This is a genomic window from Nostoc sp. FACHB-892 (genome assembly GCF_014698795.1).
Lineage (GTDB): Bacteria > Cyanobacteriota > Cyanobacteriia > Cyanobacteriales > Nostocaceae > Nostoc.
The window spans coordinates 1-22,796 of record NZ_JACJTR010000012.1 but is presented as its reverse complement, the minus strand read 5'-3'; the positions used below and the strand labels follow the sequence as shown (position 1 = coordinate 22,796).

The window sequence follows — 22,796 nt, the reverse complement described above, 5'->3', positions numbered from 1 at the left end:
CTGCAAATGTCTATACTGAGATAGTTTAAGTTACTCCAGTTGGGGAGGACCCAAGACCGTACTACTTCACTTTGTTCGATACTGCACGACGGGTAAATTATCACTGCTTGCCAGTCGCTAAATCTGGCACGGTTGCGGTAGAAATATAACGAAGATTCAGCCCATACTCTCTCATAAAGTTGTTCATCTTTCTGGAACTGCACCTCACAAAAATATACAACTCCAGCATCATCGCTTTCAGGTGGTAGAAATACTCCGTCAATTTCAAATTTAGGTTATTTGACGGCTACTGAATCAAAACGATAACTATCTGCATTGCTTGGAGGATTTGCCACTAGTTCAAAGAGCAAAGTGGGAGACTGTTGAAACAGTTTGTAAAATATTGAATCTCAACGCATGAAAGCATTTGATGAATTTTTTATAAGAATAATTTAGAACTCAGGAGCGGAGCCGGAAATGCTCCGCCTCCGGTCAGAATTCAGTATGAATTAATTGCCCCAAAATATGATTATGGTGCAAGTCTAGCTTTACCCAGACGCTGCTTTTCATACCATTGTGCGATCGCAGGTGTCCAATCTTCAAAATGAGGCCACATCATTTCACACAATTTTTGAATTTCAAGTTGAGCATCTTTCTTATTTCTCAGGTCACAAAAATGCAAGAAAGACCTTAAATTGAAGCTAACTACAAAATGCTGGCGATAATCAAAAGGCACTTTACCTCTTGCATGTTCTTCAGACATTCCACCCTCAAAATCAGCTTTATATCGTTTAGCTGCTTCTAGACACCACTGCAAATCTGCTGCTCGTTGCTCTGGCGAATAATGGTACTTTTTTCCTTGCCTATCAGTGTAATAACCAACGGGACGTAGATAAAAAACATCTTCTATGTCTTTCTTACCTTCTACTACATCAATAAATTGGTTGCCTGTGTATCTAAAAGACTGAACATCAAATGATACGCCTACACGATGAGTACGAGCCTGCTGCATCACACTGTGGGGAAAGTAGCCACAATTGAAAACAATCTGGGGATGCTCTAGAGGCCCATAGTGTCCCCTTTCACCCGCTAAAAGTCGCTTAACAATAACTTCGCCGCTTTGTGACTCCGAGGGCCAAGAGTCGCGCTCATCAAACACGAACCCATCAGTATAGTCCTGATGCATCGCGGCATAAATCACCTGCTGCGGGTTTGGTGTTTTGGCAATAACCTCTACTCGAAATCGATGCATTAGCTGTTGGGGGATGGATTTGTGATTGAAAGTGCTTACGAACAAGGAGCGGAGCCTGTTGCTTAAACATGGCTTTGAACTCGATTCATCATCATATCTCTTCTCTGGCTTGGACTTCTAGCTGATCAAATTAAAATACTTTACAAATGTTAATATTTTCGTTACAGTTATTTACACAAAGAGAAGACAGGGAAAAATCTATGCGTACAAACACTGCTATAATTGACGACCAAGGCAAACTGAACAACTTTGCGATCGAGCCAAAGGTTTACATAGATGAGCAAGGCGATCGCACTGGTTTCACTCCCTATGCAGAAATGCTCAATGGTCGTTTAGCAATGATTGGTTTTGTCTCTCTGATAGCATTAGAAGTATTCACAGGACACGGCATCATTGGTGTTTTGGCAAGTCTGTAAAAACTAATTTCTATAACTTAATTCTCAACAAATGATAAGAGACGGTAAATTTACCGTCTCTTAATTTATGGAAAACTTAGTGCTAGAGTAAAAATATACTGATAGCAAAAGCCGTTAGTTATCAGCGTAAAGTTATTAGGTAAATTATGGCTTTAACTGCTTCAACTATGTTGCCATTGGGCACAAAAGCGCCAGATTTTAATCTACCGGAAGTAGTATCTGGAAAGGCAACTTCGCTTTCTACCTTCGCAGATAAAAAAGCGCTGTTGGTAATGTTTATTTGTCGGCATTGCCCATTTGTCAAGCACATTCAACAAGAATTAGTGCAGTTAGGAAAAGATTATTTTACAAGTGATTTAGCGATCGTTGCCATCAGTGCTAACGATGCAAAAAATTATCCAGATGATGCGCCAGAATCGTTACAAGCATTTGCAACAGAACAAGGGTTTAATTTTACCTTATGCTACGACGAGAGCCAGGAAACCGCAAAAGCCTACACAGCAGCTTGCACACCAGATTTTTTTGTATTTGATGACCAACGCCAACTTGTTTATCGCGGACAATTAGATGATAGCCGCCCCAGTAATGGTAAACCCGTAACAGGCGCAGATTTACGAGCAGCTATTGAAGCAGTGCTAGCAGGTAAACCTGTTACAAGCGAGCAAAAGCCGAGTGTTGGTTGCAATATTAAATGGAAACCTGGAAACCAACCCAGTTATTTTGGTTGAAAGGGATTTGGAATTAGGCATGGGGCATTGAGTATTGAGAAAACTTTTCTCTACTCCCTACTCTTTACTCCCCATAAATATTCAGTGTTTAATTTCCAAATTAAGTATGTAGCATCCTAGTTGGACTTTTTCTGCCCACAATTCATATTCCAGACGCAAATGTTCTGGTAAGGGATGTCCGTTAAGAGTTAGGCTACTAGTAAAATTTCGTAAACGAATAGGATCGTTAGGTTGCAATGACTCAGTTGGTAACCAATAGCGACTAATGCCATAAACGCCCTGTTCCCAAAAGTGACGGTAACTCACTTGAGCATTACCTTGCATAGTCATGATAACCCGGTAAGGTGAAATCTCCAACCACAAAATTCTGGGACTATTAGGGGCGTAAGCTTTGCTCTTACTTTGGGGAAGTGTTTCCTCTGGACTTACAACACTTCCGACTTCACAGCTAATTACAGGTGGTGCGGTCAGCAGCAAATGGAATCTATCAGTATCTTTTTGATACAATGTCGCGGCAGTTTCTACAACAGACCAAATTGGTAGGTCAGTGGAAATAAGTGATAAGCACACGGGCTTGCGGTGATGAGTCAGCATGGGAGCGATAAGGGCTAAAAGCTATTGAACAAAGTGAAATGAACACTCTAGCTGTCTAATTAGGTCAAAGTAAGAAACTAAATAGTAAAACAGGCTTAATATTAATGAATCCGCTAATTTGTTAAGCTACACAAATTCCAATAGAAACAGGTAGAATGTCAGCTTAGACAGTAAAACGGTACTTTCTCTAGAGAGAGCTAATTCGTAAGTAAAGCTTGTAAATATTCTAAGGCTATAACCTCAAAACAGTGGGAGTTGTTGTAGATGTTAAGAAACCTTTTTCAGGGAGACTTACCGTAGGCTGGAGTAAGTTTCATACAGTAAAAAGCGATAGGATACTAGGCAGTAAGTCACCACCAGTAATAAACAAAGTCGCTGCTGAACTTCTGGTCTATTCAAAAGCCAGTGTATCCTAATGTCGGCTTCTGTTATAACCGTAGAAATTTGGAAGAAAATTAATCAACGTCAGTTCAGGTTAAGAAGATTTATTCAGCGTTAGTTGACTGAAACGGTGCAAACACGTAGACATATCTCAGAATCAAGCAACGGTGTAATGAGGGTTTCAGCTTATCCCGAACTCAGGTTACTTATAGTACTCATGAAGCGATGACGCAACAAGCGAACAAAACAGTTAAAGGTCAGCAGTATTAATCAAGCAAAAATTTTATCCCGGTTGTGGGGTGCATCAAAATCAATTAGTGGGCCTTTTGGGACGATGCGAGTTGGGTTAACTTGGGGATGGCTTCTGTAATAATGCCGTTTGACGTGGTCAAGATTGCAAGTCTCTTTGACTCCCGGCAGTTGGTAAAGTTCTTTAAGATAGTTCCACAGATTTGGATAATCTACAATTCTGCATAAGTTGCATTTGAAATGCACATAATAAACTACATCGAAACGAAACAGAGTAGTGAACATACACCAATCCGCCTCAGTAATTTGATTTCCGCAAAGATAGCGTTGATTTCCCAATACTTTTTCCCAGTAGTCGAGAGCCGTGAATAGTTCCGTTACCGCTTCATCATAAGCTGACTGAGTAGTAGCAAATCCCGCCCGGTAAACACCGTTATTTATTGGTTGATAAATTGTATCAATTGTCTCGTCAATTACTTTTTGTAAATGTTCTGGATAAAAGTTAATATTTTGTTTAGCGAAAGCATTGAATTCTGTATCAAACATCCGAATGATTTCGCGGGATTCATTATTTATAATTGTCCCATTTTGGATATCCCATAAAACTGGAACTGTCACGCGGCCGCTATAGCTAGGGTCAGCCTTCAGATACAGTTGCCAAAGATATTGAGTACCGTTGACTGTATCGGGAATGCACCCTGGTTCATCACTAAATTCCCAGCTATTTTGATCAATTTCTGCTGCAACGACCGATAACCCAATAACATCTTGGAGTCCTTTCAATTGACGGATAATAGCGGTGCGACACGCCCAAGGGCAAGCCCAAGAAATATACAGATGATAGCGCCCCGCTTCAGCTTTCAACCCACCAGAACCATCAGCTGTAATGTGGTTGCGGAAAGTAGTTGATGGGCGGATAAATTTACCTTCTGAGTCTTCTTGTTCCCTTCGAGATATCCACTGACCATCCTTAAGAATTCCCAAACCCATAATTATCTCCTTAGTTATTAGTCAAAAGTCAAGAATCTAAAACTTTTGACTTTTGACTATTCAGCGTTGAGGATTTTTGGAACTTTGAAAAAATCACTTTCCTGCTCAGGCGCACTGTTGAGGATGCTTTCACGGTCAGGATAGGGTTGCAATTCATCCTCTCGTGTGATGTTACTGACATCAATTGCCCGCGTTGTTGGGGGCACATTACTAACATCAAGTTCATCCAACTGTTGAATATAATCCAAAATACTTCCTAACTGAGTAGTGAATTGTTCCTCTTCTTCTGGAGTCAATTCTAAACGGGCAAGATTAGCTACTTTATGAACTTGTTCTTGGTCAATCATATTTTTTCATTTGTCATTGGTCATTGGTCATTGGTCATTAGTCCTTAGCAAATGACAAAGAACTAATGACTAATGACTAAAAGAATACGTCAATTTGCGATCGCCCGGTGGTTTTCAGCCAGTTTTGAGCTTCGATGTAGTTATTGGGAGCCATGCGAATGGCTCGAATCCAATAGTCTGCTGCTTGGTCAAACAGTGCTTCGCCAGCCTCGTTATCTCCAGCTTCTTTCTCCTTTTCACCTTGATAGTGATAAATCACGGCGATGTTGTTCAAGGCTTGGGGCATCCGTGGGTTTAACTCAACTGCCTGATGATACAGTTCTAAAGCTTTGCTGTGGTCGCCGTTGCTGGCATAGATTAGCCCCATATTGTAGAGAATATAGCCGCGATCGTTGGTATCTTCCTCTAGCGTTAAAGCCTCTTCATAATATTCCAATGCTTCAGCATATTCCCCTTCTGCTTGGGCTGACATACCATCTCGATAATAAACAAATGCTTCTTTAGCTTTTTTGTTGGTTGGCAGGATCTTCAGGATGATATCCGCCATCACTGTAAAGGATTTGTCAACAAAATTATCGTTCTTTTGTGTTCTTGGCATATTTGTCTCTGGGTATGGGGCATTGGGCATGGGGCATGGGGCATTGGGCATGGGGCATGGGGCATTAATCAATATTTTTTCTTCCCCTGCTTCCCCTGCTCCTTCATTTCCCCAATCCTTTAGCACGCTCAATAGTTAATTTAACTGATCTGTGGGGGCATTCTTCTCACTGAGTGGGATGATGCACTCTGGACTATTATGCCGAGAATTATTTACTAAGGTGCTAACTGGATACGCAGTCATTGCTGGCGCTGGATAGGGACGCAATAGCTGCTGTAAGGTTTGGGGCGTTTGCACCTGGGAATCTAGCCATAAATCGTAATCTTCTGGCTCTAGAATCACTGGCATCCGCTCGTGGATAGGTTGGAGTAATTCGTTAGCTGCCGTTGTCAAAATTGTACAAGAAATTATTTCTTCGTTAATAGGCGACCGCCATTTCTCCCACAAACCTGCAAAGCCGAAGGGCTGCCCATCTTGAAGGCGAAAATAAAATGGCTGCTTTTTGCCTTGTTGCCGTTGCCACTCATAAAAGCCATCAGCTAGGACTAAACAGCGTCGATGCTTAAAAGCCGAACGAAAAGCGGGCTTTTCGGCAACAGTTTCAGCCCTAGCGTTAATCAGCTTTGCCCCCATCCCTACATCTTTCGCCCATGAAGGAATTAATCCCCAATGCAACTGCTTAAATTCACGCTTTTCGCTTTCAGGATTTTGTAACACCGTTGCCACCATTTGAGTAGGTGCGATGTTATATCCGGCTGCTAAATCCACAACTGGCTCGACATGAAAAACTTGAGCTAAAGCTGTTGCTGACTGATTTAGAGTAAATCTTCCACACATACTTTTATTCTCGACCACTAACTAAATTAAATATCTCAATCTAGAAATGAAGAATGTTTTTTATTTTTTCAGATAATTTTCTTTATTATTTCTAAGCTAAATCTTCAAAAAAATCATCCGGTTTTAGGAAAATATTTTGGTAAGATATAGTATTTTGAACCTCTACTTATCAACATATTCTTAACTGTATTTTAGCATGGAACTACTGCGTTTGTACGATTTTTTACCTTCTGGTAATGGCTATAAGATACGTCTTTTATTAACACAACTAGGTATGCCTTTTGAGAGGGTAGAGCTTAACATTTTGAAAGGCGAGACTCGAACACCAGAGTTTTTAAGTAAAAATCCCAATGGGAAGATACCTATTATTGAAATCGAGCCAGGGAAATACTTGGCAGAATCAAATGCCATATTGGTATATCTGAGCGAAGGTACAGAATTTTTTCCCTATGACCGCTTTTTACGAGCGCAGGTGCTGCAATGGTTATTTTTTGAACAATATAGCCATGAACCTTTTATTGCTACATCAAGATTTTGGATTTCTATTTTAGGTAAAGCTGAAGAATATAGTGAAGCTATAAAGCAAAAACGTGAACCAGGCTATGCAGCACTTAGCCTGATGGAAAAATACTTAACTTCTCACACTTTTTTCGTAGGAGAGCGTTACACAATTGCTGATATCGCCTTGTTCGCGTACACTCATGTAGCTGATGAAGGTGGGTTTGATTTAACAGAATTTCCTGCTATTCAAGCTTGGGTAGAAAGAGTCAAAGCTCAACCAAGGTATATCAGTATTACACAACCATAAAGTTTGTGTCTCTCGTTTCTTGGCTCTGCTAGCAGATGTATTGAGTAGGATATCACCTCACATTCAGGAGGAGGCATTTTCCCCGAAGATATTACTAAAAAGATATTACTAAGCAGTAACTAGATATTTGTGTCAATTTCTATCAGTTTTTGCCGAGAAGACAAACCTAACTTAATTTTAATATCAGATTTGGCTACATCAAATTTTTTTGCTAGTAGTTTAATTAATTCTTCATTAGCTTTACCATCAACTGGGGGCGATTTTAAATACACAGTCAAACTGCCATCAGGTTGTTCTTCAATTTTTTGCTGTTTTGAATTAGGTTTAACTTTGACTTTTTTTTGCATAATCTATTTTCTGTAATTGTCGCAGCCACAACCAACCTAAAACAGAACCCAATACATAATGAGGAAAATCCCACCAAACAAAGGTAGTACCAAGTAATAATTTACCTATCAAGGTGGCGCGAATCTCCTCTAATAGGGGCGGATGCCAAAGTTGCAAGAATTCTAGTATACAGGTGATGACAAAAACCCATATAGGAATTTGGATTATCGCCGCCCGATTTCTGAGAAACAAAAATGCGAACAGACACCAAAATATTTCATAAAATATCGCTGCTCCGTAGTCATTAAACCACTGATGGGCAGACCCAGTGTAGTACTTAAACAAAAAGCCCATCGGTACAACGATGAGCAGAGAAAGAATAATAAATACTGTTTGGTTAAGGTTTCGGCGCATTGTATCAAGGCTAAAGACTAACGAAAATTTTAGCCTCTGCATTGCTCTTTCTTAATAATTCGTGATTTTAAATTTTAATTACGAATTACTTCATCATTAACGCGATGTGCAACTTAATTTTTGACCTCTCTCCAAACCTCTCTCCTGCAAGGAGAGAGGCTTTGAATTCTCCCCCTTCCCTGGTAGGCTGGGGGGTTAGGTTCGAGTAAAAATTGCACACAGCGTTCATTATGGATATCTTCTGCTACCAGCGCCTACTACACCGATTTTGTGGCGATAGGAGAGTTCAGCTCCGAACCAGCCGGAAGCGCTAGTCAGGGTACCAACAACCAAGGAAATCAACAGTCCCCAAGGGAGTATTCTAGACTCAGCGTCGCCCAAACGCAGGAGAAAGTTGATGAGTGATAAAACCAGGATAGAAACGTTAAGTATCAAATGCACCCAACCGGCGGTGCGCTTGCGAACTCGTTCAATTTTCAAAAAGTCGCTCAGACCGGTTGCTGCTGCAATCAAGCCTAAACCTAATCCGAGTCCGATTAACCAGAATGAAGCCCTAGCCCAAAAGAAATCACGAGTTAACCAGTAGCCAAAGTCACTTCCCAAGGCGGCGGCTAAAAAGGCAATGGGGAAGATCACAGTTAAGGGATGTAGGGGATGTCCTGCGATCGCAACTGTGCTAGGTACGCCGCTATCAACATACTCACTGTCGTTACTTTCAATAACTGGTGGAATATTAGGGAAAGGTGTTGAACCTGTTTGCGTTGTGTCTGTAGTTTCCATTATTTAGTATCCTGAATTTATTAACGTCCTATTTATTTTTAAGCTGAAGGAATTTTTTCTACATAAGCTTCAGCTTGTAGGGTTAGTTTGCCTACTTCTACTTTTAGTTGGTTAACTTGCAGACTCATTCCATCTAAATCGAAGTTACTCAAATTTAGAATTTTGCTAGTTTGATCTATCAAAGCTTGTGTCAGGTCTGGCGATATTTCCTCACTTTCGCCATACTCGACATTTTCCAGAGTAACAGTTTTTCCATTGCCACTGATCTTGGGGACTGCGGAAAAAGCAACTTGCTGATTTTCACCAGTTTCTACTAATTTCATTCTGGCATTTAGTGCTACTTTCCCATTACCCGGTAGTCGAAAGTCTACATTTTGAGGTTCGATTGTCCTTAGTTGCCCGTTAACGTGGATTTTTTGGCTTTGCAGTTGCGATCGCACATATTCTGAGTTGAAGGCGCGATTAATATCAGCTTCGGTTAACACAACCTGTGCTTTAGCTTCAGTAGGTTTAGTAAGTTCAATTTTGCCAAAAGCCACACTCAGAGGATTGATGGCAACACTATTCATTTGCATTTGCAGTTCCTCCATACGGAGGTCTTTCTGCATAACCAAGCCTTCACCTTGAATCGTGACTGCATCCACCTCTCCCTGAACCAGTTTTAAGGGATCAGTTTTGATGTCTACATCTAAATTTTCTACTTCATCTAATTGGCTAGATAATCCTATTTCTGCCGCTTTATTCAGCGCCTGCTCTCCTAATCCAGGATTGTCTGGCATTATTAAACTAACTCCTACTTTAAAATAGCAAATTCTTGACTAATTTTAATCATTGAATCATTGAAATCTTATCTATCTGGCGATGGAATCTAGGTTTCAAGTATTGTCTATCTAAAAGTATAATTACAGTTTATATCTAATAAAAACTTTGACTTTTCTATGCAAAAGTTTTGCAGTGCAGACTTAGAGCAGCTTCTCGTTAAATATCGCTCAAAAGAAAGATGTTGTCTTGATAATTTAGGCTGAGATTCAATTACTTCTGTACTGACTACATTGTTTGTGTCTGGAGTGGTTTGTTATAAAATTGACGTTAATAGCAGTACGCTAGCTACAAGCTGTTACGCATTTACATTATTATTCTTTCAAAACAATGCTTTCAGAACGCTTTACCACAGCCCTTACCTACGCTACTCAACTGCACGCCAACCAAGTTCGTAAAGGTTCAGGTGTTCCCTACATTGCTCATTTATTAGGTGTTGCCAGTATTGCCTTAGAATATGGAGCAAATGAAGATGAAGCGATCGCAGCTCTGTTACACGATGCGATCGAAGACCAAGGTGGCGCTGCAACACGGGAAGAAATTCGCCGCCGCTTTGGTAACAATGTAACGGCAATTGTAGATGGTTGTACTGACGCTGATACAACTCCAAAACCCTCTTGGCGAGAACGAAAGGAGGCTTACATTGCTCATATTCCTACCGCTTCGCCATCAGTGCTGCTCGTGTCATTAGCAGATAAACTCTACAACGCCCAATCTATTCTTAAAGATTATCGCGTTTTGGGCGACTCACTTTGGGAACGTTTTCATGGGGGTAAAGAAGGAACTCTTTGGTATTATCGGGCGCTTGTGGATACCTTCAAGAAGACTGGAACTATTATAATTATTGACGACTTAGAACGGGTCGTTGCACAAATTGAGGTATTAGCATCTAAATAAAAAATGAAGATATATTTTATAAAACCTATACTTCCATTGAACCTAGCAGGTTCTACTTTACAGCTTTAGTTCAATTATTCAAAAGTAAATAAAAGTTTCATGGAAACTAGAAATGGCTTTTTTTACAGATACGATCTAATCATGTATCTCACGAAAAAGTTTTGGCTTTTAGATTATTTCTCTAGATAAAAAATCTTTCTCCCGATAGACAGGTATACTTACATTATTATGGCTGCTATGTTACTAATATGACGATAGTAAGACAAAACGCCCTAAATACAACCGTAAGTTCTTCAGTAAATTCTCCAGAAACCTTGACAGAAAAAATTATTGAAGCAGAGCGTATGCGCGATGTTCTGCTTTTACTGAAAAACTTAATTAACAGTGAAGAAGCCACTGTTAAACTAATTCTGGATTGTCTGTATGATGTTGGCTCAGTCAACCTGATCAACCAAAAGCTTCGCTTGAAACCCGTGAACAGGGTGATGAAATTAATTGCGCGAATGTCCAAACCAGTTTTTAGAGCCTTGGCTTTAAATTGGTTTAAGAAAAACTGTCCTCAACTCATTACTAATTGGCTACACACGCAGGTGACTTTTGAAAGTATCCAAAATAAACACCAAGAAGTAGCTGTTGAAGTTGCAGAACTTCAACCATATCCCATCCCACAGAGAGAAAATTTAAGCCAAGAGGTTAAAAATCTACGCTCTCAAGTCAGATTGCTAGCTGGTATTTCAATAATAGCGATCGCTATTTTAGGAATAACAGCTACTAGGTTAAATTGAAAGTCAATATATAGCACAGTTATCAAATTTAATCGAGCCAGCAAGCTATTTTCGGCGTAAGATTCACTTGGGCTATAAAAAACCTACTAGTTGAAAATTTATTTAAATTTTTCTCCATTAGGTGTTTTGGGGAATATTTATTTGGATAACTTCAAACAGCTTACCTCGTTTTATTGCCAGCACATTTAAATAACTGGCTCAACATATATGCTAATTCCTACTATGACTTTGCCCAAGCCTACCTTGGAGGATATAGAAATACATCTGCTCTTGGAAGGAATCTATCAGTATTATGGTTATGACTTTCGTAATTATGCTCTCTCCTCACTCAAGCGCCGTATTCAGGGCTTCATGCAATTAGAGGGGTTAGCAAATGTATCTGCATTGCAAGAACAATTACTTCACAACCGTGCCTATTTGGAAAGATTTTTGCTTGCTCTGACAGTGAATGTAACATCAATGTTTCGTGATCCCAGCTTTTATCACGCCTTCAGAAATCAAGTTATCCCTTTCTTGCAAACCTATCCGTTTATTCGCATTTGGCACGCTGGATGCTCAACTGGTGAAGAAGTTTACTCAATGGCAATTCTACTACAAGAAGAAGGGCTTTATCACCGTTGCCGCATATATGCGACTGATACTAATGAAAAGGTATTACAAAGTGCCAAAAGTGGAATTTTCTCTCTAAAAATGATGCAGGAATATACTCAGCTTTATCTAAAAGCAGGCGGTAAAAAGTCTTTCTCAGAATATTATACAGCAGCTTATGACAATGCTATTTTTCGAGCATCTTTAAGAGAGAATGTTGTTTTTGCCCAGCATAATTTAGCAACTGATAGCTCTTTTAATGAGTTTAATGTCATCCTTTGTCGTAACGTCCTTATATATTTCAATCAGGTACTTCAAAAGCGAGTACACGAACTCTTTTATAATAGCCTTGGCAACTTTGGCATTTTGGGTTTAGGTAGACAAGAATCTATCAGGTTCACCCCGTATGAGCAGTACTATGAAGAGATAGTCAAAGGTGAAAAAATATATAAGAAAATAGCTGCTACTTAAAATCTAGACCGTTTGAACCATTAGATGAACATGATTTAACGCGAGTTCGACAAACCTCTCCCTGACTTAAACTAAATTTTAAGTCTGTCCCTCTCCGACTCGGAGAGGGACAAGTTTTGCACAGCAAAAGCAGGGAGAGGTCTTTCTGACCTGTCGAACTCACGTTGATTTAGGTGGATTTGACCGTAAAGTATAGAGTCTCACTAAAAGTATATTTTAATTAGCACTAAATGTTTTTCAGAAAAAATATTATGAATAAAGCTATGGTCGCTGTCAAAAGACAGTCTGTCAAACATTTTTAATTGTGTTCAGAAGATAGATACAGCGATCGCTTAAGGTAAATTATACATTAAAGCCTTAAAGGAGATTGTCGATGCAGCTTCTCGAATGTCCTCCTGTTGCAGTCATTGCCGGAGAAAATGCGGTTCACGTTTCTCAACTACCTTCTACATGGCAAGACATTGCTAGGGGAACCACGAGTGTCGGACTTTCCCATTCCCAAAGCTATGTTGAGATGGCACAATTGTTCCTATACAAATTACAGCATGGTGACGTTGACTTATTTAGCGATCGCCCCCAACTAGCTCACTTAATACCATCATTCTCCCAGCTATTTACACAATTGGCATGGGAAACCCTAGAGTTTTTTGGGCAAGACTTTCTCAAACACAGCTATCCAAACTTTATAGAAATTCTCCGTGATGTGGAGTCAAAGGGCACAGACTATGCTGATGAAGTAAAAGTCGCTCGCATTGGCATAGATTTATTCAACGAGTTTGGTTATGAACTACCTGCCAGCTTTTATCATGTGCATCTAGCACCAATTTACCGCGATCATGTTTTTGAAGAACGCGCCTTAAGATTTGATCAGCGCGATATCGAACACAAACGGGCTTGGGATGCCATACTGCATGCAGGTAAAGTGTTTGCGATTCAAATGAAGGTGCAAAGTATTGCTTCTAAATACGGTTTTACTTATCAACACGGCTGTGGTTGTAACTCTCACCTATCTTCCATTGATGTATCTAGTGGCGCGTTTGAATATGAATTGAGTCCCGAAAAGCGCCAGCGATGGATTCGCAGTTTCATTTGGACTGCTTGGTATGAGTATGCCTTTTTTGCGATCGTGCCAAATACGAGTTATTTAGTTTAATACCAATTTGAAAAAAGAATGCGAGAAATAGACCATTTGTAGAGACGCGATTCATTGCGTCTTTACCCAAGGATGTGTTGCAATGATTAATTGAATTGGCATAAAGAGAAATAAGTAGAGGGAGAAATTACTCCCTCGTTCTCATTTACTGCCAAACGTAGATTAGGATAAACAAAATAATCCAGATAACATCGACGAAGTGCCAGAACAACGAAGTCGCGTTGACACCGAAGTGGCCTGTGTCGTAGTTGCCAGGAATGAAAGAACGTACCAAAATAATTGACTGCAACAGAATGCCGGTGAAAACGTGCAAACCGTGGAAACCTGTTAGCAGGTAAAACGTCCCGCCAAATACCCCTGTGGTGAAGCCAAAATCGAGGCCGTTCCATTCAATCGCTTGCCCAACCAAAAAGTAAGTACCCATCGCCATTGTTGTCAAGAGAAACAGGCGAAATTTTACTAAGTCATGGCGTTGAAGGGCGCGTTCTGCTAAGTAAATTACAAAGCTACTGGCGACAAGAATTACTGTGTTGATTGTCGGTTCTTTTACTTCTAGCCCAGAAACACCAGCTGGTAGCCAGTTAGGGGTTGTTGTTTTGTAGATGGCATATCCGGCGAAGAAACTTAAGAAAATGACGCTTTCTGAGAGGAGGAAGACAATGAAGCCAAACATTTTGTTGCCTTCTTCGTCGTGGGTATGTTCTGCGGGTGTGTGGTGCAGTTCGTGGGGATTGATATAGGTGTCCATTTTGGTGTTGGTTTGAGGGGGAGTTTGAAACGCAGAGGGACGCGGAGGGAAGCGCAGAGGGACGCGGAGGGTTTTTGCGTCTTCCCGATAGTTTGCGTTTATTCTGGGAGGTTGGATGTTAAGGGTTCTGATTTGCCGTAGCCGTAGGGTTCGGAGATGATGATGGGGATTTCTTCAAAGTTTTCTACTGGGGGGGGTGAAGAAACTAACCACTCTAGTCCGATTGCCCGCCAAGGGTTAGCGGGTGCTTTCTCGCCTTGCATCCAAGAAATCACCATGTTGAATATAAAGGGCAAGGTGGACATTCCTAAGAGAAATCCGCCCAGGCTGGCGATGATATTCCAGGATGTGTACTCTGGGGCGTAGGAAGCAACTCGGCGTAGCATTCCTTGCAATCCTAATGGGTGCATGGGCAAAAAGTTGAGGTTGGTGCCGATGAAGGCTAACCAGAAGTGGATTTTACCCCAGCTTTCGGAGTACATTCGCCCGGTCATTTTGGGGAACCAGTGGTAGATGGCAGCATACAAGCCCATCGTCACTGTGCCGTAGAGGACGTAGTGGAAGTGTCCCACTACAAAGTAGGTATTGTTAACGTGGACATCAACGGGCACGGAAGAAAGCATGATGCCTGTGATTCCTGCGAAGACAAACATGATTAATGCACCCAAGGCAAACAGCATGGGGGTATTTAGCCGCAGTTTACCGCCCCAAATAGTTGCTACCCAAGCAAATACTTTAATTCCTGTGGGGACAGATACAAACATCGTCGTCAGCATGAAAATCAACCGCATCCAGCCGGGTGTACCACTGACGTACATGTGGTGTACCCAAACAATACCACTGACGATCGCAATCAAAATGGATGAAACGGCAACTACTCTGTAACCAAATAAGGGTTTACGTGAATAAACTGGAAATATTTCCGAGAAAATGCCGAAGATGGGCAAAATAATCACGTAAACAGCGGGGTGGGAGTAGAACCAGAAGTAATGCTCAAACATTACTGGATTACCACCCTTGGCGGGGTCAAAAAAGGCAGTGCCTGCTGTGAGATCGAGTAGCAGCATCACCGCACCAGCTGTCAATGCAGGTAGTCCGAATAGTTGGATAATCTGGGCGCTAAATACTGCCCAGACAAACAAGGGCATTTTGAAGAAACCCATTCCTGGGGCCCGCATCTTCACGATTGTGGTGACAAAGTTCACTGCCCCCATAATTGAGGATACGCCGGATATTGCCACCGCTAAGAGCCAGAGAACTTGACCATTAATCAAGTTACCTGTGGGATTCTGAAGACTGACTGGCGGATAAGACCACCAACCGGCTTGGGCTGGGCCACCAGGGACAAAGAAGCTACCCATCATGATAATTCCGACTACTGGCACCATCCAAAAGGCGACGGCGTTGAGGCGGGGAAATGCCATATCTCGCGCCCCAATCATCAGGGGTACTAAATAGTTGGCAAAACCAACGAGTGAGGGAAATGTCCACAAAAACAGCATCACAGTGCCGTGCATGGTGAACATACCGTTGTAGATGGTGCGATCGACTAAATCTGATTCGGGTGTCATCAGTTCTCCCCGCATCACCATCGCAAAGATACCGCCGACGAGAAAGAAGAAGAAGGAGGTAACGAGATACTGGATACCAATTACCTTGTGGTCAGTACTAAAGCTGAAGTATTCTTTCCAGTTACTTGGAGATTCGTGGTTATGCTTCTCATCAGGGAGAAGGATACCTTCAATAGGAACATTAGTCATGGTTAGTTTCCTTTCAACCAGGTGAATTGACTAGAGGAGGTGCAGCAGGTGGAACTGTAACCCAACCAGTTTGAACTGATTGATTGGATGTTTGGGCATACTCAGAAGCTGCCTGATTATTTGCTACGGATGGTTTTTGGGTTGCAGCTTGTGCTAGCCATTGCTGATAATCTTCAGGAGATTCGACAACCACATTCGCCTGCATCGTCGCAAAGTATGTACCGCTATATTGGGAATCGGTCAATCGGTATTTGCCAGCGCGGATGGGAGTAAATTCAAAGTCGATCGCATGGTTAGGAATAATATCCTGCTTGAGGCGAAATGCAGGTATATAGAAGCCGTGGAGAACGTCTTGTGATTTCAGCGCTAAACGTATCCGGCGATCGCTCGGTAAATGCAATTCGGTACTGGTAATATCTCTTTCTGGGTAATGAAAAACCCACGCCCACTGTTTAGCTAGTACGTCGATTTTTTCTACAGGTTCCGCTAAAGCATTAGCTGGTGCATCTTTTGGTTCTGCATAAGCCGATTCCATTCCCAATGGATTATGCAAGTGAACTATTTCCGATGGGCCTTGAATCCCCATTTGTTCGTAAACTTGGTAGCTGTAGCCCGCAATCCACAACACTAACAGAATTGGAATTGCTGTCCAGACAACTTCTAAGGTGATATTACCTTCAATTGGGGGGCCGTCGGTAAAGTCATCTTTGACTGCCCGATGGAAGATCACAGAATACATCAGAGTACTTGTTACTCCCAAGAAGATGAAAGCGCCGAGGGTTACTAAGAAGCTAATCAAATCATCAATTAGTACGGATTCGGCTGCTGCTTGGGGGGGAAGCCAGGAGTAAGCCTGCTGCCCGATCCAGAGACTCGTAATAGTCACTGCGATCGCGCCTGTAAGCAGCGTCAAAATATTTAAAATCTTCTGGATTTTCATGGTCATTGGTCATTGGGCATTGGTTATTGGGCATTGGGCATGGGGCATTAGTCAAATGACAAAGGACAATTGACAAATGACTATTTGAGTGTTGTATTGAGGTCTTGGTGCGATCGCAGCAAATTATCTGCTGTATTGTGTACGCCAAACTCGGCAGCCATTTGCGCCCCTAGTGTCCCGTGGACGTAGAGAATGAACATGATTGCTATGCCTGCCAACAGATAGATCCATTGCACTTCTCTATCTGTCTGTTTATATTCTTGTTTGGCCCAAACGAAGCGCTGCCATCCTCTCCAGATGGTCAAGACAACAATCAGCGCTAATAAGAACACACCACCCACACCATGCCAAAGCATAGTTTCCATTGCCTGCAATCCCCAGGCACTTTTCATATCAGCTGGTGGTGTTGCCAACAGCATTTCGTAAAAGCCTGCTGCTACTGTGAAAAATGTGATGATGCTGGCAGCTAGCATGTTGTACCAGCCAACATCAAATAAGTTGTTACGTTCCACAGTAATTGCTAAAAATTTGAAGACCCATTTTTCAAAGGGAAACAGAACACCAACAATATCAAAGGTCATTCCAATGATGAACAAACCTATTGTTAGATGAACTAAGTTGGGATGAATGGGAATTGTGTAAGGTAATCCGTTTGCGCCTAAAGAGCCGCTCAATTGATCAATTAATTCTGAGTTCATCGCAACAGACCATCCTTTACTGCTTCCACAACTGGCACTGTATGCAATCCATACACCCAAACAAGTTCATCTCCGAGATATACTTGCAAGCCAACTATCAAAGTTAAAACTAGCCCGGTTCCCAAATAATAAATTGGTAGTTTTTGCGGGTTGCGGGCACGAATTACATAGCGCCAAGCTGTAATTGCCGTGATGATTCCCGAAAGCGACCAACCAATCAGTGTATGCAAATTCAGCACCGATTTAGCTAGGCTGTAAGGCTGTGCTAAACCCGCTTCAAACTGACCAAAAATAATTGCAACGAAGATGGCGATCGTGGCAACTACCATGTTCCACCAACTCACCTCAAAAAGACTGGATTTACCAGTAAAATAGCCAACTACATCGCAGAAAAAGGAAAACAACACCATCGCAATTACGAAGTGGACAACGATGGGATGAATCGTATCTGGATAAGGTAAATTGTGGTCGTTCAATGATGTAAAATACTCAAGCATTGTATTCTCCTGGACATATCTACCGCACTTTGGTCAATTAATTAAGGATTGCCAATTTTGGATTTTCGATTTATTCCATCCCTGACGAGATATAAACCAGAAGACCTGAATCCAAAATTGCTAGTTCAACTTCAATAATTGATGGATACTCACTAACACCACTACAAGTATCTATCCATAATTGACCGCAATCTGTTCAATATGTGCGCGGCGCAATACGCTTAATCATGTCTTAGCTTTTTGTAGGCAAATTTAGTAAAATTGCCTTTATGGAAAGACTTTTGTTGCGATTATTTCCTCATGCCAATAGTCTGCAACAGCAATTTTTGATGTAGCTAAACCAAATCGCTGTCGTTTGTTGATTTGCTTAACCTATCTTTAGCTTAAGTAAATTTTTATGAATTGTCAAAACAATAATAATTAAAATTTTAAAAGTTAGTAATTTAGCAAAAATATATTTTTATAATGTATCGATTCTGGCATTAACTAAAATTCAAAAAAACCATAGAAACTATATTTTTTATGTAAAATATTTCACAATGATAAAATCTTTAATTGTAATGTAAATAACAAAAATATATAATTTTGGTTAATGGGTATAAAAGCAAGTCAAGGTAATTTAGTAGCTGTGGTGGAACTGGAGAATGCTGAAAGGATGTCAAAAGCCATCAAGTCACATAACAGGTGTGAGGACTAAACAAGTGGCATTTAAAATTGTGGTGATTGGTACTTCTTTGGGCGGATTATCAGCCTTAAAAATTCTTCTGCAAAACTTACCAGCCGACTTCCTAGTGCCGATCGCGATTGTGCAACACCGTCACAAGGAGTCTAACAACACACTCCAGGAGTTATTACAAGAATATACTTCGTTGCCGATTCGAGAAGTGGAAGACAAAGACGAAATATTACCAGGACATATCTACCTAGCTCCAGCAGATTATCACTTGTTGGTTGAACCAGGTCATTTTGCTCTCTCTACTGATGAACCTGTTTCTTATGCTAGACCATCAATTGATGTGCTGTTTGAGTCAGCAGCCGATGTCTACACCCAGCAAGTTATTGGTGTAATATTGACAGGAGCAAACCAAGATGGTATGGAAGGTCTTAAGAAAATAAAATCGTTAGGAGGGCTAACTATCGTACAAGAACCTGCCACAGCTGAGAGCGAAGTTATGCCAGAAGCAGCAATTTCTGCTGTTGCTGTAGACTGGATTTTGACACTCTCAAACATTGCTTCCCAAATGGTCAAGCTTTGTCACTCATCACGGAAATAAACCCATGCAGATGGAACCCAAAGTAAACATCCTCCTAGTGGATGATAAACTAGAAAATTTGCTGGCACTAGAAGCAATCCTGGAAAAACTGGGAGAGAATTTGGTGAGAGCTACTTCTGGGGAAGAAGCTTTGAGGTGTCTGCTACATCAAGACTTTGCAGTGATTTTGCTAGATGTGCAAATGCCAGGGATGGATGGCTTTGAAACTGCAACCTTGATTCGCAATCGGGGGCGATCGCGTCACACTCCAATTATCTTTCTCACCGCCTTTAGCAGCAGCGATCAAATGCTTTTTAAAGGCTATGCCTTGGGTGCAGTTGATTACTTGCTCAAACCATTAGACCCCAATATTTTGACTTCTAAAGTCACAGTATTCGTAGAACTATTTAAGAAAACAGAAGCTGTCAAGCAACAAGCAGCGCAACTGGTAGCTGTGAATGCAGAACTCAGACAAAGTGAAGAACGATTTCGATCACTGAGTACCTGTTCACCCGTTGGGATTTTTGAAATTGATACTGAAGGGGGATGTAGGTATACTAATCCCCGCTATCAGGCAATTTGTGGTTTGAAAGCAGCAGAGAGTTTAGAAAAAAGATGGCTAGAATCTGTTCATCCAGAAGATAGAGAACGAGCAATCGCCAGTTGGTCTAACTACATTTATCAAGGTCGTGATTACTCTGAAGAGTTTCGCTTTCAAACTGCTCACGGTATCGTCCGTTGGGTTCAAGTTCGCTCATCACCGATGCTTTCCGGTCAAGGGGAATTGCTAGGATATGTAGGCACTCTCGAAGATATCACTGAACGCAAGCAAGCAGAAGAAGTCCGCGCTCAAGTAATTCGAGAACAGACGGCAAGAGCCGAAGCAGAAGCAGCAAATCGGATGAAAGACGAGTTTCTCGCCGTTCTTTCCCACGAACTCCGCACGCCCCTAACCTCAATGCTAGGCTGGTCAAAAATCCTCCGATCTAAGAAACTTGACGAAAAAGCCACTTCCCGCGCCTTAGAGGCGATTGAACGCAACGCTACATCTCAGATGCAACTAATTGAAGATATCTTAGATGTATCCCGGATTATCCGAGGTCAACTGCGGTTAAATGTATCTGCGGTGAATCTGATCACGGTAATGGAGGCAGCCTTAGAGGCAGTGCGTCCCCTAGCAGAACCAAAAGATATTAAGTTGAATATCGCCTTGGATACTTCGGTAGGGTCAGTTTATGGCGATCCAGCCCGGTTACAGCAAATTGTCTGGAACTTACTAACTAATGCTATTAAGTTTACTCCTAAGGGTGGCAGGGTAGATGTGAATCTGTCAGTAATTTGTGGTGAAGAACAAACAACTCATAAATACGCCCAAATTCAAGTAATCGATACCGGCATTGGTATCAGTTCCGAGTTCTTACCCAAAGTATTTGAGCGTTTCCGGCAAGCAGACAGCACCACAACGCGATCGCACAATGGGCTAGGACTAGGATTAGCGATCGTCCGTCATTTAGTGGAACTGCACAAGGGTACAATCTTTGCCCAAAGTCCAGGTACAGGAGAAGGAGCAACCTTTACTGTGAAACTGCCACTGCTACAAGACAATAGGGGTAGCAGAGCGAGTAGAGAAACCACAGGAGAAATTTCCTCCCCTGTGGCATCGACACCCCTTGCTGGATTAAGAGTTTTAGTTGTAGATGATGAAACAGATACCCGTAACTTTCTCAGTTTTATGTTTGAAGAGTATGGGGCTTGTGCCACTGCGGTAGCATCAGTTGATGAAGCCCTAGCAATACTTGAACAAGCAAAACCAGATATCCTGATTAGCGACATCGGTATGTCTGAGAAAAATGGTTATACGCTGATTCGGAAACTACGCTCTTTAGAACCAGAAAAAGGCGGATGTATTCCAGCGATCGCTTTAACAGCATACACGCGAGAAGAAGACCGCTTAGAAGCGCTTTCAGCCGGGTTTCAGCAGCATTTATCTAAGCCAATAGACCCCACTAAATTAATTGCTATGGTTGTCAATGTATTAAAGCTGCCTGTGGAAGTTGCAGTGAGTTGATTTTGAATTGGGGAGTGGGGAGTGGGGAGTGGGGAGTGGGGAGTGGCGGGAGATGAGGGAGCAGGGGGAGCAGGGGGAGCAGAGGAAAAATAACGAAGAATAACTATTAATTATTGACCAATGCCCTATGCCCCATGCCCAATGCCCAATTTCAAATCAAGAAGAAGTTAAGGCATGTTTTTTGAGTTCGTCTAGGGAAACCATTTCCAGAGCTCTAGCATGGGTTGCAGACAGGATAACAGGTGGAGCAACGCCAGCTTCGAGAGCTTCTTGCCAGCGAGAAGCACATAAACACCAGCGATCGCCAGGCTTCAATCCAGGAAAATTAAAATCAGGAACAGGTGTACTCAGGTCGTTTCCCCGTAATTTGGTGAACTCCAGGAATTCTAATGTCACTTCGGCACATACGACGTGCGACCCGAAATCCTGACCACCTGTGCGACAAAAACCGTCGCGGTAAAACCCGGTTATAGGAGAAGTGCAGCAGACTTCTAGGTTTCCACCGATTACGTTTTTAGCTTCCGTCATGATTAATTCGTTGTAGTTGATTTTTTGGTCTCAATATAAGCCTATATTGACTTAAAATCACTATCTAAGAATGGTGCAATATTTCAGTAAAAGTTCCAATAAAAACCCCTGGTAATTAGCCAGGGGTAATGCAAGTCAGTACTTTTTCGCATGGAATGTATCCTACTCAAATACCATAGCAACGGTCTAATTCAGAGATATGCCATTTTGCCAAACAAAGAAGCCCCCAGTGGTAAACCCTACCGTGTATACACAAGTCGAGTCGAGAATCAAATGGACAGAAAAGAACGGAAAATTATTTTTAAGATCCTTGATTTTCCGTTATACCTCTATCAATAATCTGACACTATTGATAATTAGTAAGATTTAACTCAAAACCTTGCCCCATAAGACTTATATCTCACCAAACAAGGATTTTAGAACTTGTGTACACACCGTAGGTGGTAAACTGGGGGTTAGTTTTTTGGAATAGCGCTAATCTACAAAGCTATTATTCCTAGAGTCAGTAAGCAACAGAATCAGAATTTTACATTGTGATGTCATACAAAACCCGCATTTCTCACAAAACGGTAGGGGCGGGTTCACAAATATGCTTCAATCATTCACGAATATCTCGTGAACTCGCCCCTACAGCCTCTGGACTTGAGTTTCATAAATTTGTTAATAAATCCGGGAAAAGAGGTTTCGGTATACCCTGACCTCGTTGTTTACTCTTAAATAAGAAAAAGTAATAAGCTATATCAGCTTTACTAAAGTAATAAAAGTTGATTAAAAAATGTAAAGCATTGTAAAGTAGTTTCACAGGCAAAAACAAAACCGCCTGATTTATAAATAACTAACCGCACTTATAAAACCATGACAGCAACCTTACAACAGCGCTCAAGCGCCAAC

25 protein-coding genes and 1 pseudogene are annotated in these 22,796 nt (G+C 41.5%); 9 read left to right on the top strand and 17 right to left on the bottom strand.

Annotated elements, in window-relative coordinates; genetic code table 11:
- Positions 1-62: 62 nt before the first annotated feature.
- A pseudogene (locus tag H6G96_RS42835) lies at positions 63-383 on the bottom strand (DUF2887 domain-containing protein); the annotation flags it as partial.
- A gap of 125 nt (positions 384-508) precedes the next feature.
- Complete coding sequence (gene thyX / locus H6G96_RS17365) at positions 509-1,231, bottom strand: FAD-dependent thymidylate synthase (protein WP_190728010.1); 723 nt, start codon at positions 1,229-1,231, stop codon at positions 509-511.
- A gap of 200 nt (positions 1,232-1,431) precedes the next feature.
- Between thyX and H6G96_RS17360 the strand changes: the two genes are divergently transcribed.
- Positions 1,432-1,647, top strand: a complete 216-nt coding sequence (locus H6G96_RS17360; RefSeq protein ID WP_190912609.1) for a chlorophyll a/b-binding protein — start codon at positions 1,432-1,434, stop codon at positions 1,645-1,647.
- Between the two features lie 146 nt (positions 1,648-1,793).
- On the top strand, positions 1,794-2,375 hold the full coding sequence (locus H6G96_RS17355; protein ID WP_100898998.1) for a thioredoxin family protein: 582 nt from the start codon (positions 1,794-1,796) through the stop codon (positions 2,373-2,375).
- Between the two features lie 81 nt (positions 2,376-2,456).
- Here H6G96_RS17355 and H6G96_RS17350 read toward each other — a convergent pair whose 3' ends face one another.
- The 5 genes from H6G96_RS17350 to H6G96_RS17330 all read right to left on the bottom strand — a co-directional run bounded on the left by H6G96_RS17350 (position 2,457) and on the right by H6G96_RS17330 (position 6,371).
- On the bottom strand, positions 2,457-2,969 hold the full coding sequence (locus tag H6G96_RS17350) for a hypothetical protein (protein ID WP_190912608.1): 513 nt from the start codon (positions 2,967-2,969) through the stop codon (positions 2,457-2,459).
- Between the two features lie 651 nt (positions 2,970-3,620).
- Complete coding sequence (locus H6G96_RS17345) at positions 3,621-4,589, bottom strand: glutathione S-transferase family protein (protein ID WP_190912607.1); 969 nt, start codon at positions 4,587-4,589, stop codon at positions 3,621-3,623.
- 56 nt (positions 4,590-4,645) lie between these two features.
- On the bottom strand, positions 4,646-4,936 hold the full coding sequence (gatC, locus tag H6G96_RS17340) for an Asp-tRNA(Asn)/Glu-tRNA(Gln) amidotransferase subunit GatC (protein ID WP_190912606.1): 291 nt from the start codon (positions 4,934-4,936) through the stop codon (positions 4,646-4,648).
- A 76-nt stretch (positions 4,937-5,012) separates the two neighbouring features.
- Positions 5,013-5,534, bottom strand: a complete 522-nt coding sequence (locus H6G96_RS17335) for a photosystem I assembly protein Ycf3 (protein WP_190728005.1) — start codon at positions 5,532-5,534, stop codon at positions 5,013-5,015.
- 135 nt (positions 5,535-5,669) lie between these two features.
- Entirely contained in the window at positions 5,670-6,371 is a 702-nt protein-coding gene (locus tag H6G96_RS17330; protein WP_190912605.1) for an SOS response-associated peptidase, read from the bottom strand.
- A gap of 196 nt (positions 6,372-6,567) precedes the next feature.
- Here H6G96_RS17330 and H6G96_RS17325 point away from each other — a divergent pair, with 196 nt between their 5' ends.
- Positions 6,568-7,179, top strand: coding sequence for a glutathione S-transferase family protein (locus H6G96_RS17325; protein ID WP_190912604.1), 612 nt, complete (start codon positions 6,568-6,570; stop codon positions 7,177-7,179).
- A 119-nt stretch (positions 7,180-7,298) separates the two neighbouring features.
- On the opposite strand, the gene H6G96_RS17320 is transcribed toward H6G96_RS17325, so the two are convergent.
- The 4 genes from H6G96_RS17320 to H6G96_RS17305 form a co-directional block, all read right to left on the bottom strand.
- Positions 7,299-7,526, bottom strand: coding sequence for a DUF167 domain-containing protein (locus tag H6G96_RS17320; RefSeq protein WP_190912603.1), 228 nt, complete (start codon positions 7,524-7,526; stop codon positions 7,299-7,301).
- Positions 7,504-7,920 (bottom strand): DUF2809 domain-containing protein, encoded by a 417-nt coding sequence (locus H6G96_RS17315; RefSeq protein ID WP_190912747.1) that lies wholly within the window; start codon positions 7,918-7,920, stop codon positions 7,504-7,506. Before H6G96_RS17315 ends, H6G96_RS17320 begins: the two co-directional genes overlap by 23 nt.
- 228 nt (positions 7,921-8,148) lie before the next feature.
- Positions 8,149-8,700, bottom strand: coding sequence for a DUF2231 domain-containing protein (locus H6G96_RS17310; protein ID WP_190728000.1), 552 nt, complete (start codon positions 8,698-8,700; stop codon positions 8,149-8,151).
- A 38-nt stretch (positions 8,701-8,738) separates the two neighbouring features.
- Complete coding sequence (locus H6G96_RS17305) at positions 8,739-9,479, bottom strand: DUF2993 domain-containing protein (protein ID WP_190912602.1); 741 nt, start codon at positions 9,477-9,479, stop codon at positions 8,739-8,741.
- Positions 9,480-9,849: 370 nt separating this feature from the next.
- On the opposite strand from H6G96_RS17305, the gene H6G96_RS17300 reads away from it, so the two are divergent.
- The 4 genes from H6G96_RS17300 to H6G96_RS17285 all read left to right on the top strand — a co-directional run bounded on the left by H6G96_RS17300 (position 9,850) and on the right by H6G96_RS17285 (position 13,413).
- Positions 9,850-10,416 (top strand): HD domain-containing protein, encoded by a 567-nt coding sequence (locus H6G96_RS17300; RefSeq protein ID WP_190912601.1) that lies wholly within the window; start codon positions 9,850-9,852, stop codon positions 10,414-10,416.
- 248 nt (positions 10,417-10,664) lie between these two features.
- Complete coding sequence (locus tag H6G96_RS17295; RefSeq protein ID WP_190912600.1) at positions 10,665-11,201, top strand: hypothetical protein; 537 nt, start codon at positions 10,665-10,667, stop codon at positions 11,199-11,201.
- A gap of 222 nt (positions 11,202-11,423) precedes the next feature.
- Positions 11,424-12,260, top strand: a complete 837-nt coding sequence (locus H6G96_RS17290; protein WP_190912746.1) for a protein-glutamate O-methyltransferase CheR — start codon at positions 11,424-11,426, stop codon at positions 12,258-12,260.
- Positions 12,261-12,633: 373 nt separating this feature from the next.
- Complete coding sequence (locus H6G96_RS17285; protein ID WP_190912599.1) at positions 12,634-13,413, top strand: hypothetical protein; 780 nt, start codon at positions 12,634-12,636, stop codon at positions 13,411-13,413.
- Between the two features lie 145 nt (positions 13,414-13,558).
- On the opposite strand, the gene H6G96_RS17280 is transcribed toward H6G96_RS17285, so the two are convergent.
- The 5 genes from H6G96_RS17280 to H6G96_RS17260 form a co-directional block, all read right to left on the bottom strand.
- A complete protein-coding gene (locus H6G96_RS17280; RefSeq protein ID WP_190912598.1) occupies positions 13,559-14,161 on the bottom strand; it encodes a heme-copper oxidase subunit III in 603 nt (200 codons plus the stop codon).
- Between the two features lie 98 nt (positions 14,162-14,259).
- Positions 14,260-15,921, bottom strand: a complete 1,662-nt coding sequence (gene ctaD, locus H6G96_RS17275; RefSeq protein ID WP_190912597.1) for a cytochrome c oxidase subunit I — start codon at positions 15,919-15,921, stop codon at positions 14,260-14,262.
- A gap of 13 nt (positions 15,922-15,934) precedes the next feature.
- Entirely contained in the window at positions 15,935-16,861 is a 927-nt protein-coding gene (locus H6G96_RS17270) for a cytochrome c oxidase subunit II (protein WP_190912745.1), read from the bottom strand.
- 80 nt (positions 16,862-16,941) lie between these two features.
- Positions 16,942-17,559: a DUF2231 domain-containing protein gene (locus H6G96_RS17265; RefSeq protein ID WP_190912596.1), complete on the bottom strand. Its 618-nt coding sequence runs from the start codon at positions 17,557-17,559 to the stop codon at positions 16,942-16,944.
- Positions 17,556-18,056, bottom strand: a complete 501-nt coding sequence (locus H6G96_RS17260; protein ID WP_190912595.1) for a DUF2231 domain-containing protein — start codon at positions 18,054-18,056, stop codon at positions 17,556-17,558. The genes H6G96_RS17265 and H6G96_RS17260 overlap by 4 nt, the downstream gene beginning before the upstream one ends.
- A 701-nt stretch (positions 18,057-18,757) precedes the next feature.
- Here H6G96_RS17260 and H6G96_RS17255 point away from each other — a divergent pair.
- Both H6G96_RS17255 and H6G96_RS17250 read left to right on the top strand, forming a co-directional pair.
- A complete protein-coding gene (locus H6G96_RS17255; protein ID WP_190912594.1) occupies positions 18,758-19,330 on the top strand; it encodes a chemotaxis protein CheB in 573 nt (190 codons plus the stop codon).
- Between the two features lie 4 nt (positions 19,331-19,334).
- Positions 19,335-21,377: a response regulator gene (locus H6G96_RS17250; protein WP_190912593.1), complete on the top strand. Its 2,043-nt coding sequence runs from the start codon at positions 19,335-19,337 to the stop codon at positions 21,375-21,377.
- 156 nt (positions 21,378-21,533) lie between these two features.
- On the opposite strand, the gene H6G96_RS17245 is transcribed toward H6G96_RS17250, so the two are convergent.
- Entirely contained in the window at positions 21,534-21,905 is a 372-nt protein-coding gene (locus tag H6G96_RS17245) for a DUF2237 domain-containing protein (RefSeq protein WP_190912592.1), read from the bottom strand.
- Positions 21,906-22,796: the final 891 nt, after the last annotated feature.

Coding starts and splice junctions, on each gene's coding strand:
- thyX (WP_190728010.1), bottom strand. CDS start 1,231: ATGCATCGATTTCGAGTAGAGGTTATTGCCAAAACACCAAACCCGCAG.
- H6G96_RS17360 (WP_190912609.1), top strand. CDS start 1,432: ATGCGTACAAACACTGCTATAATTGACGACCAAGGCAAACTGAACAAC.
- H6G96_RS17355 (WP_100898998.1), top strand. CDS start 1,794: ATGGCTTTAACTGCTTCAACTATGTTGCCATTGGGCACAAAAGCGCCA.
- H6G96_RS17350 (WP_190912608.1), bottom strand. CDS start 2,969: ATGCTGACTCATCACCGCAAGCCCGTGTGCTTATCACTTATTTCCACT.
- H6G96_RS17345 (WP_190912607.1), bottom strand. CDS start 4,589: ATGGGTTTGGGAATTCTTAAGGATGGTCAGTGGATATCTCGAAGGGAA.
- gatC (WP_190912606.1), bottom strand. CDS start 4,936: ATGATTGACCAAGAACAAGTTCATAAAGTAGCTAATCTTGCCCGTTTA.
- H6G96_RS17335 (WP_190728005.1), bottom strand. CDS start 5,534: ATGCCAAGAACACAAAAGAACGATAATTTTGTTGACAAATCCTTTACA.
- H6G96_RS17330 (WP_190912605.1), bottom strand. CDS start 6,371: ATGTGTGGAAGATTTACTCTAAATCAGTCAGCAACAGCTTTAGCTCAA.
- H6G96_RS17325 (WP_190912604.1), top strand. CDS start 6,568: ATGGAACTACTGCGTTTGTACGATTTTTTACCTTCTGGTAATGGCTAT.
- H6G96_RS17320 (WP_190912603.1), bottom strand. CDS start 7,526: ATGCAAAAAAAAGTCAAAGTTAAACCTAATTCAAAACAGCAAAAAATT.
- H6G96_RS17315 (WP_190912747.1), bottom strand. CDS start 7,920: ATGCGCCGAAACCTTAACCAAACAGTATTTATTATTCTTTCTCTGCTC.
- H6G96_RS17310 (WP_190728000.1), bottom strand. CDS start 8,700: ATGGAAACTACAGACACAACGCAAACAGGTTCAACACCTTTCCCTAAT.
- H6G96_RS17305 (WP_190912602.1), bottom strand. CDS start 9,479: ATGCCAGACAATCCTGGATTAGGAGAGCAGGCGCTGAATAAAGCGGCA.
- H6G96_RS17300 (WP_190912601.1), top strand. CDS start 9,850: ATGCTTTCAGAACGCTTTACCACAGCCCTTACCTACGCTACTCAACTG.
- H6G96_RS17295 (WP_190912600.1), top strand. CDS start 10,665: ATGACGATAGTAAGACAAAACGCCCTAAATACAACCGTAAGTTCTTCA.
- H6G96_RS17290 (WP_190912746.1), top strand. CDS start 11,424: ATGACTTTGCCCAAGCCTACCTTGGAGGATATAGAAATACATCTGCTC.
- H6G96_RS17285 (WP_190912599.1), top strand. CDS start 12,634: ATGCAGCTTCTCGAATGTCCTCCTGTTGCAGTCATTGCCGGAGAAAAT.
- H6G96_RS17280 (WP_190912598.1), bottom strand. CDS start 14,161: ATGGACACCTATATCAATCCCCACGAACTGCACCACACACCCGCAGAA.
- ctaD (WP_190912597.1), bottom strand. CDS start 15,921: ATGACTAATGTTCCTATTGAAGGTATCCTTCTCCCTGATGAGAAGCAT.
- H6G96_RS17270 (WP_190912745.1), bottom strand. CDS start 16,861: ATGAAAATCCAGAAGATTTTAAATATTTTGACGCTGCTTACAGGCGCG.
- H6G96_RS17265 (WP_190912596.1), bottom strand. CDS start 17,559: ATGAACTCAGAATTAATTGATCAATTGAGCGGCTCTTTAGGCGCAAAC.
- H6G96_RS17260 (WP_190912595.1), bottom strand. CDS start 18,056: ATGCTTGAGTATTTTACATCATTGAACGACCACAATTTACCTTATCCA.
- H6G96_RS17250 (WP_190912593.1), top strand. CDS start 19,335: ATGCAGATGGAACCCAAAGTAAACATCCTCCTAGTGGATGATAAACTA.
- H6G96_RS17245 (WP_190912592.1), bottom strand. CDS start 21,905: ATGACGGAAGCTAAAAACGTAATCGGTGGAAACCTAGAAGTCTGCTGC.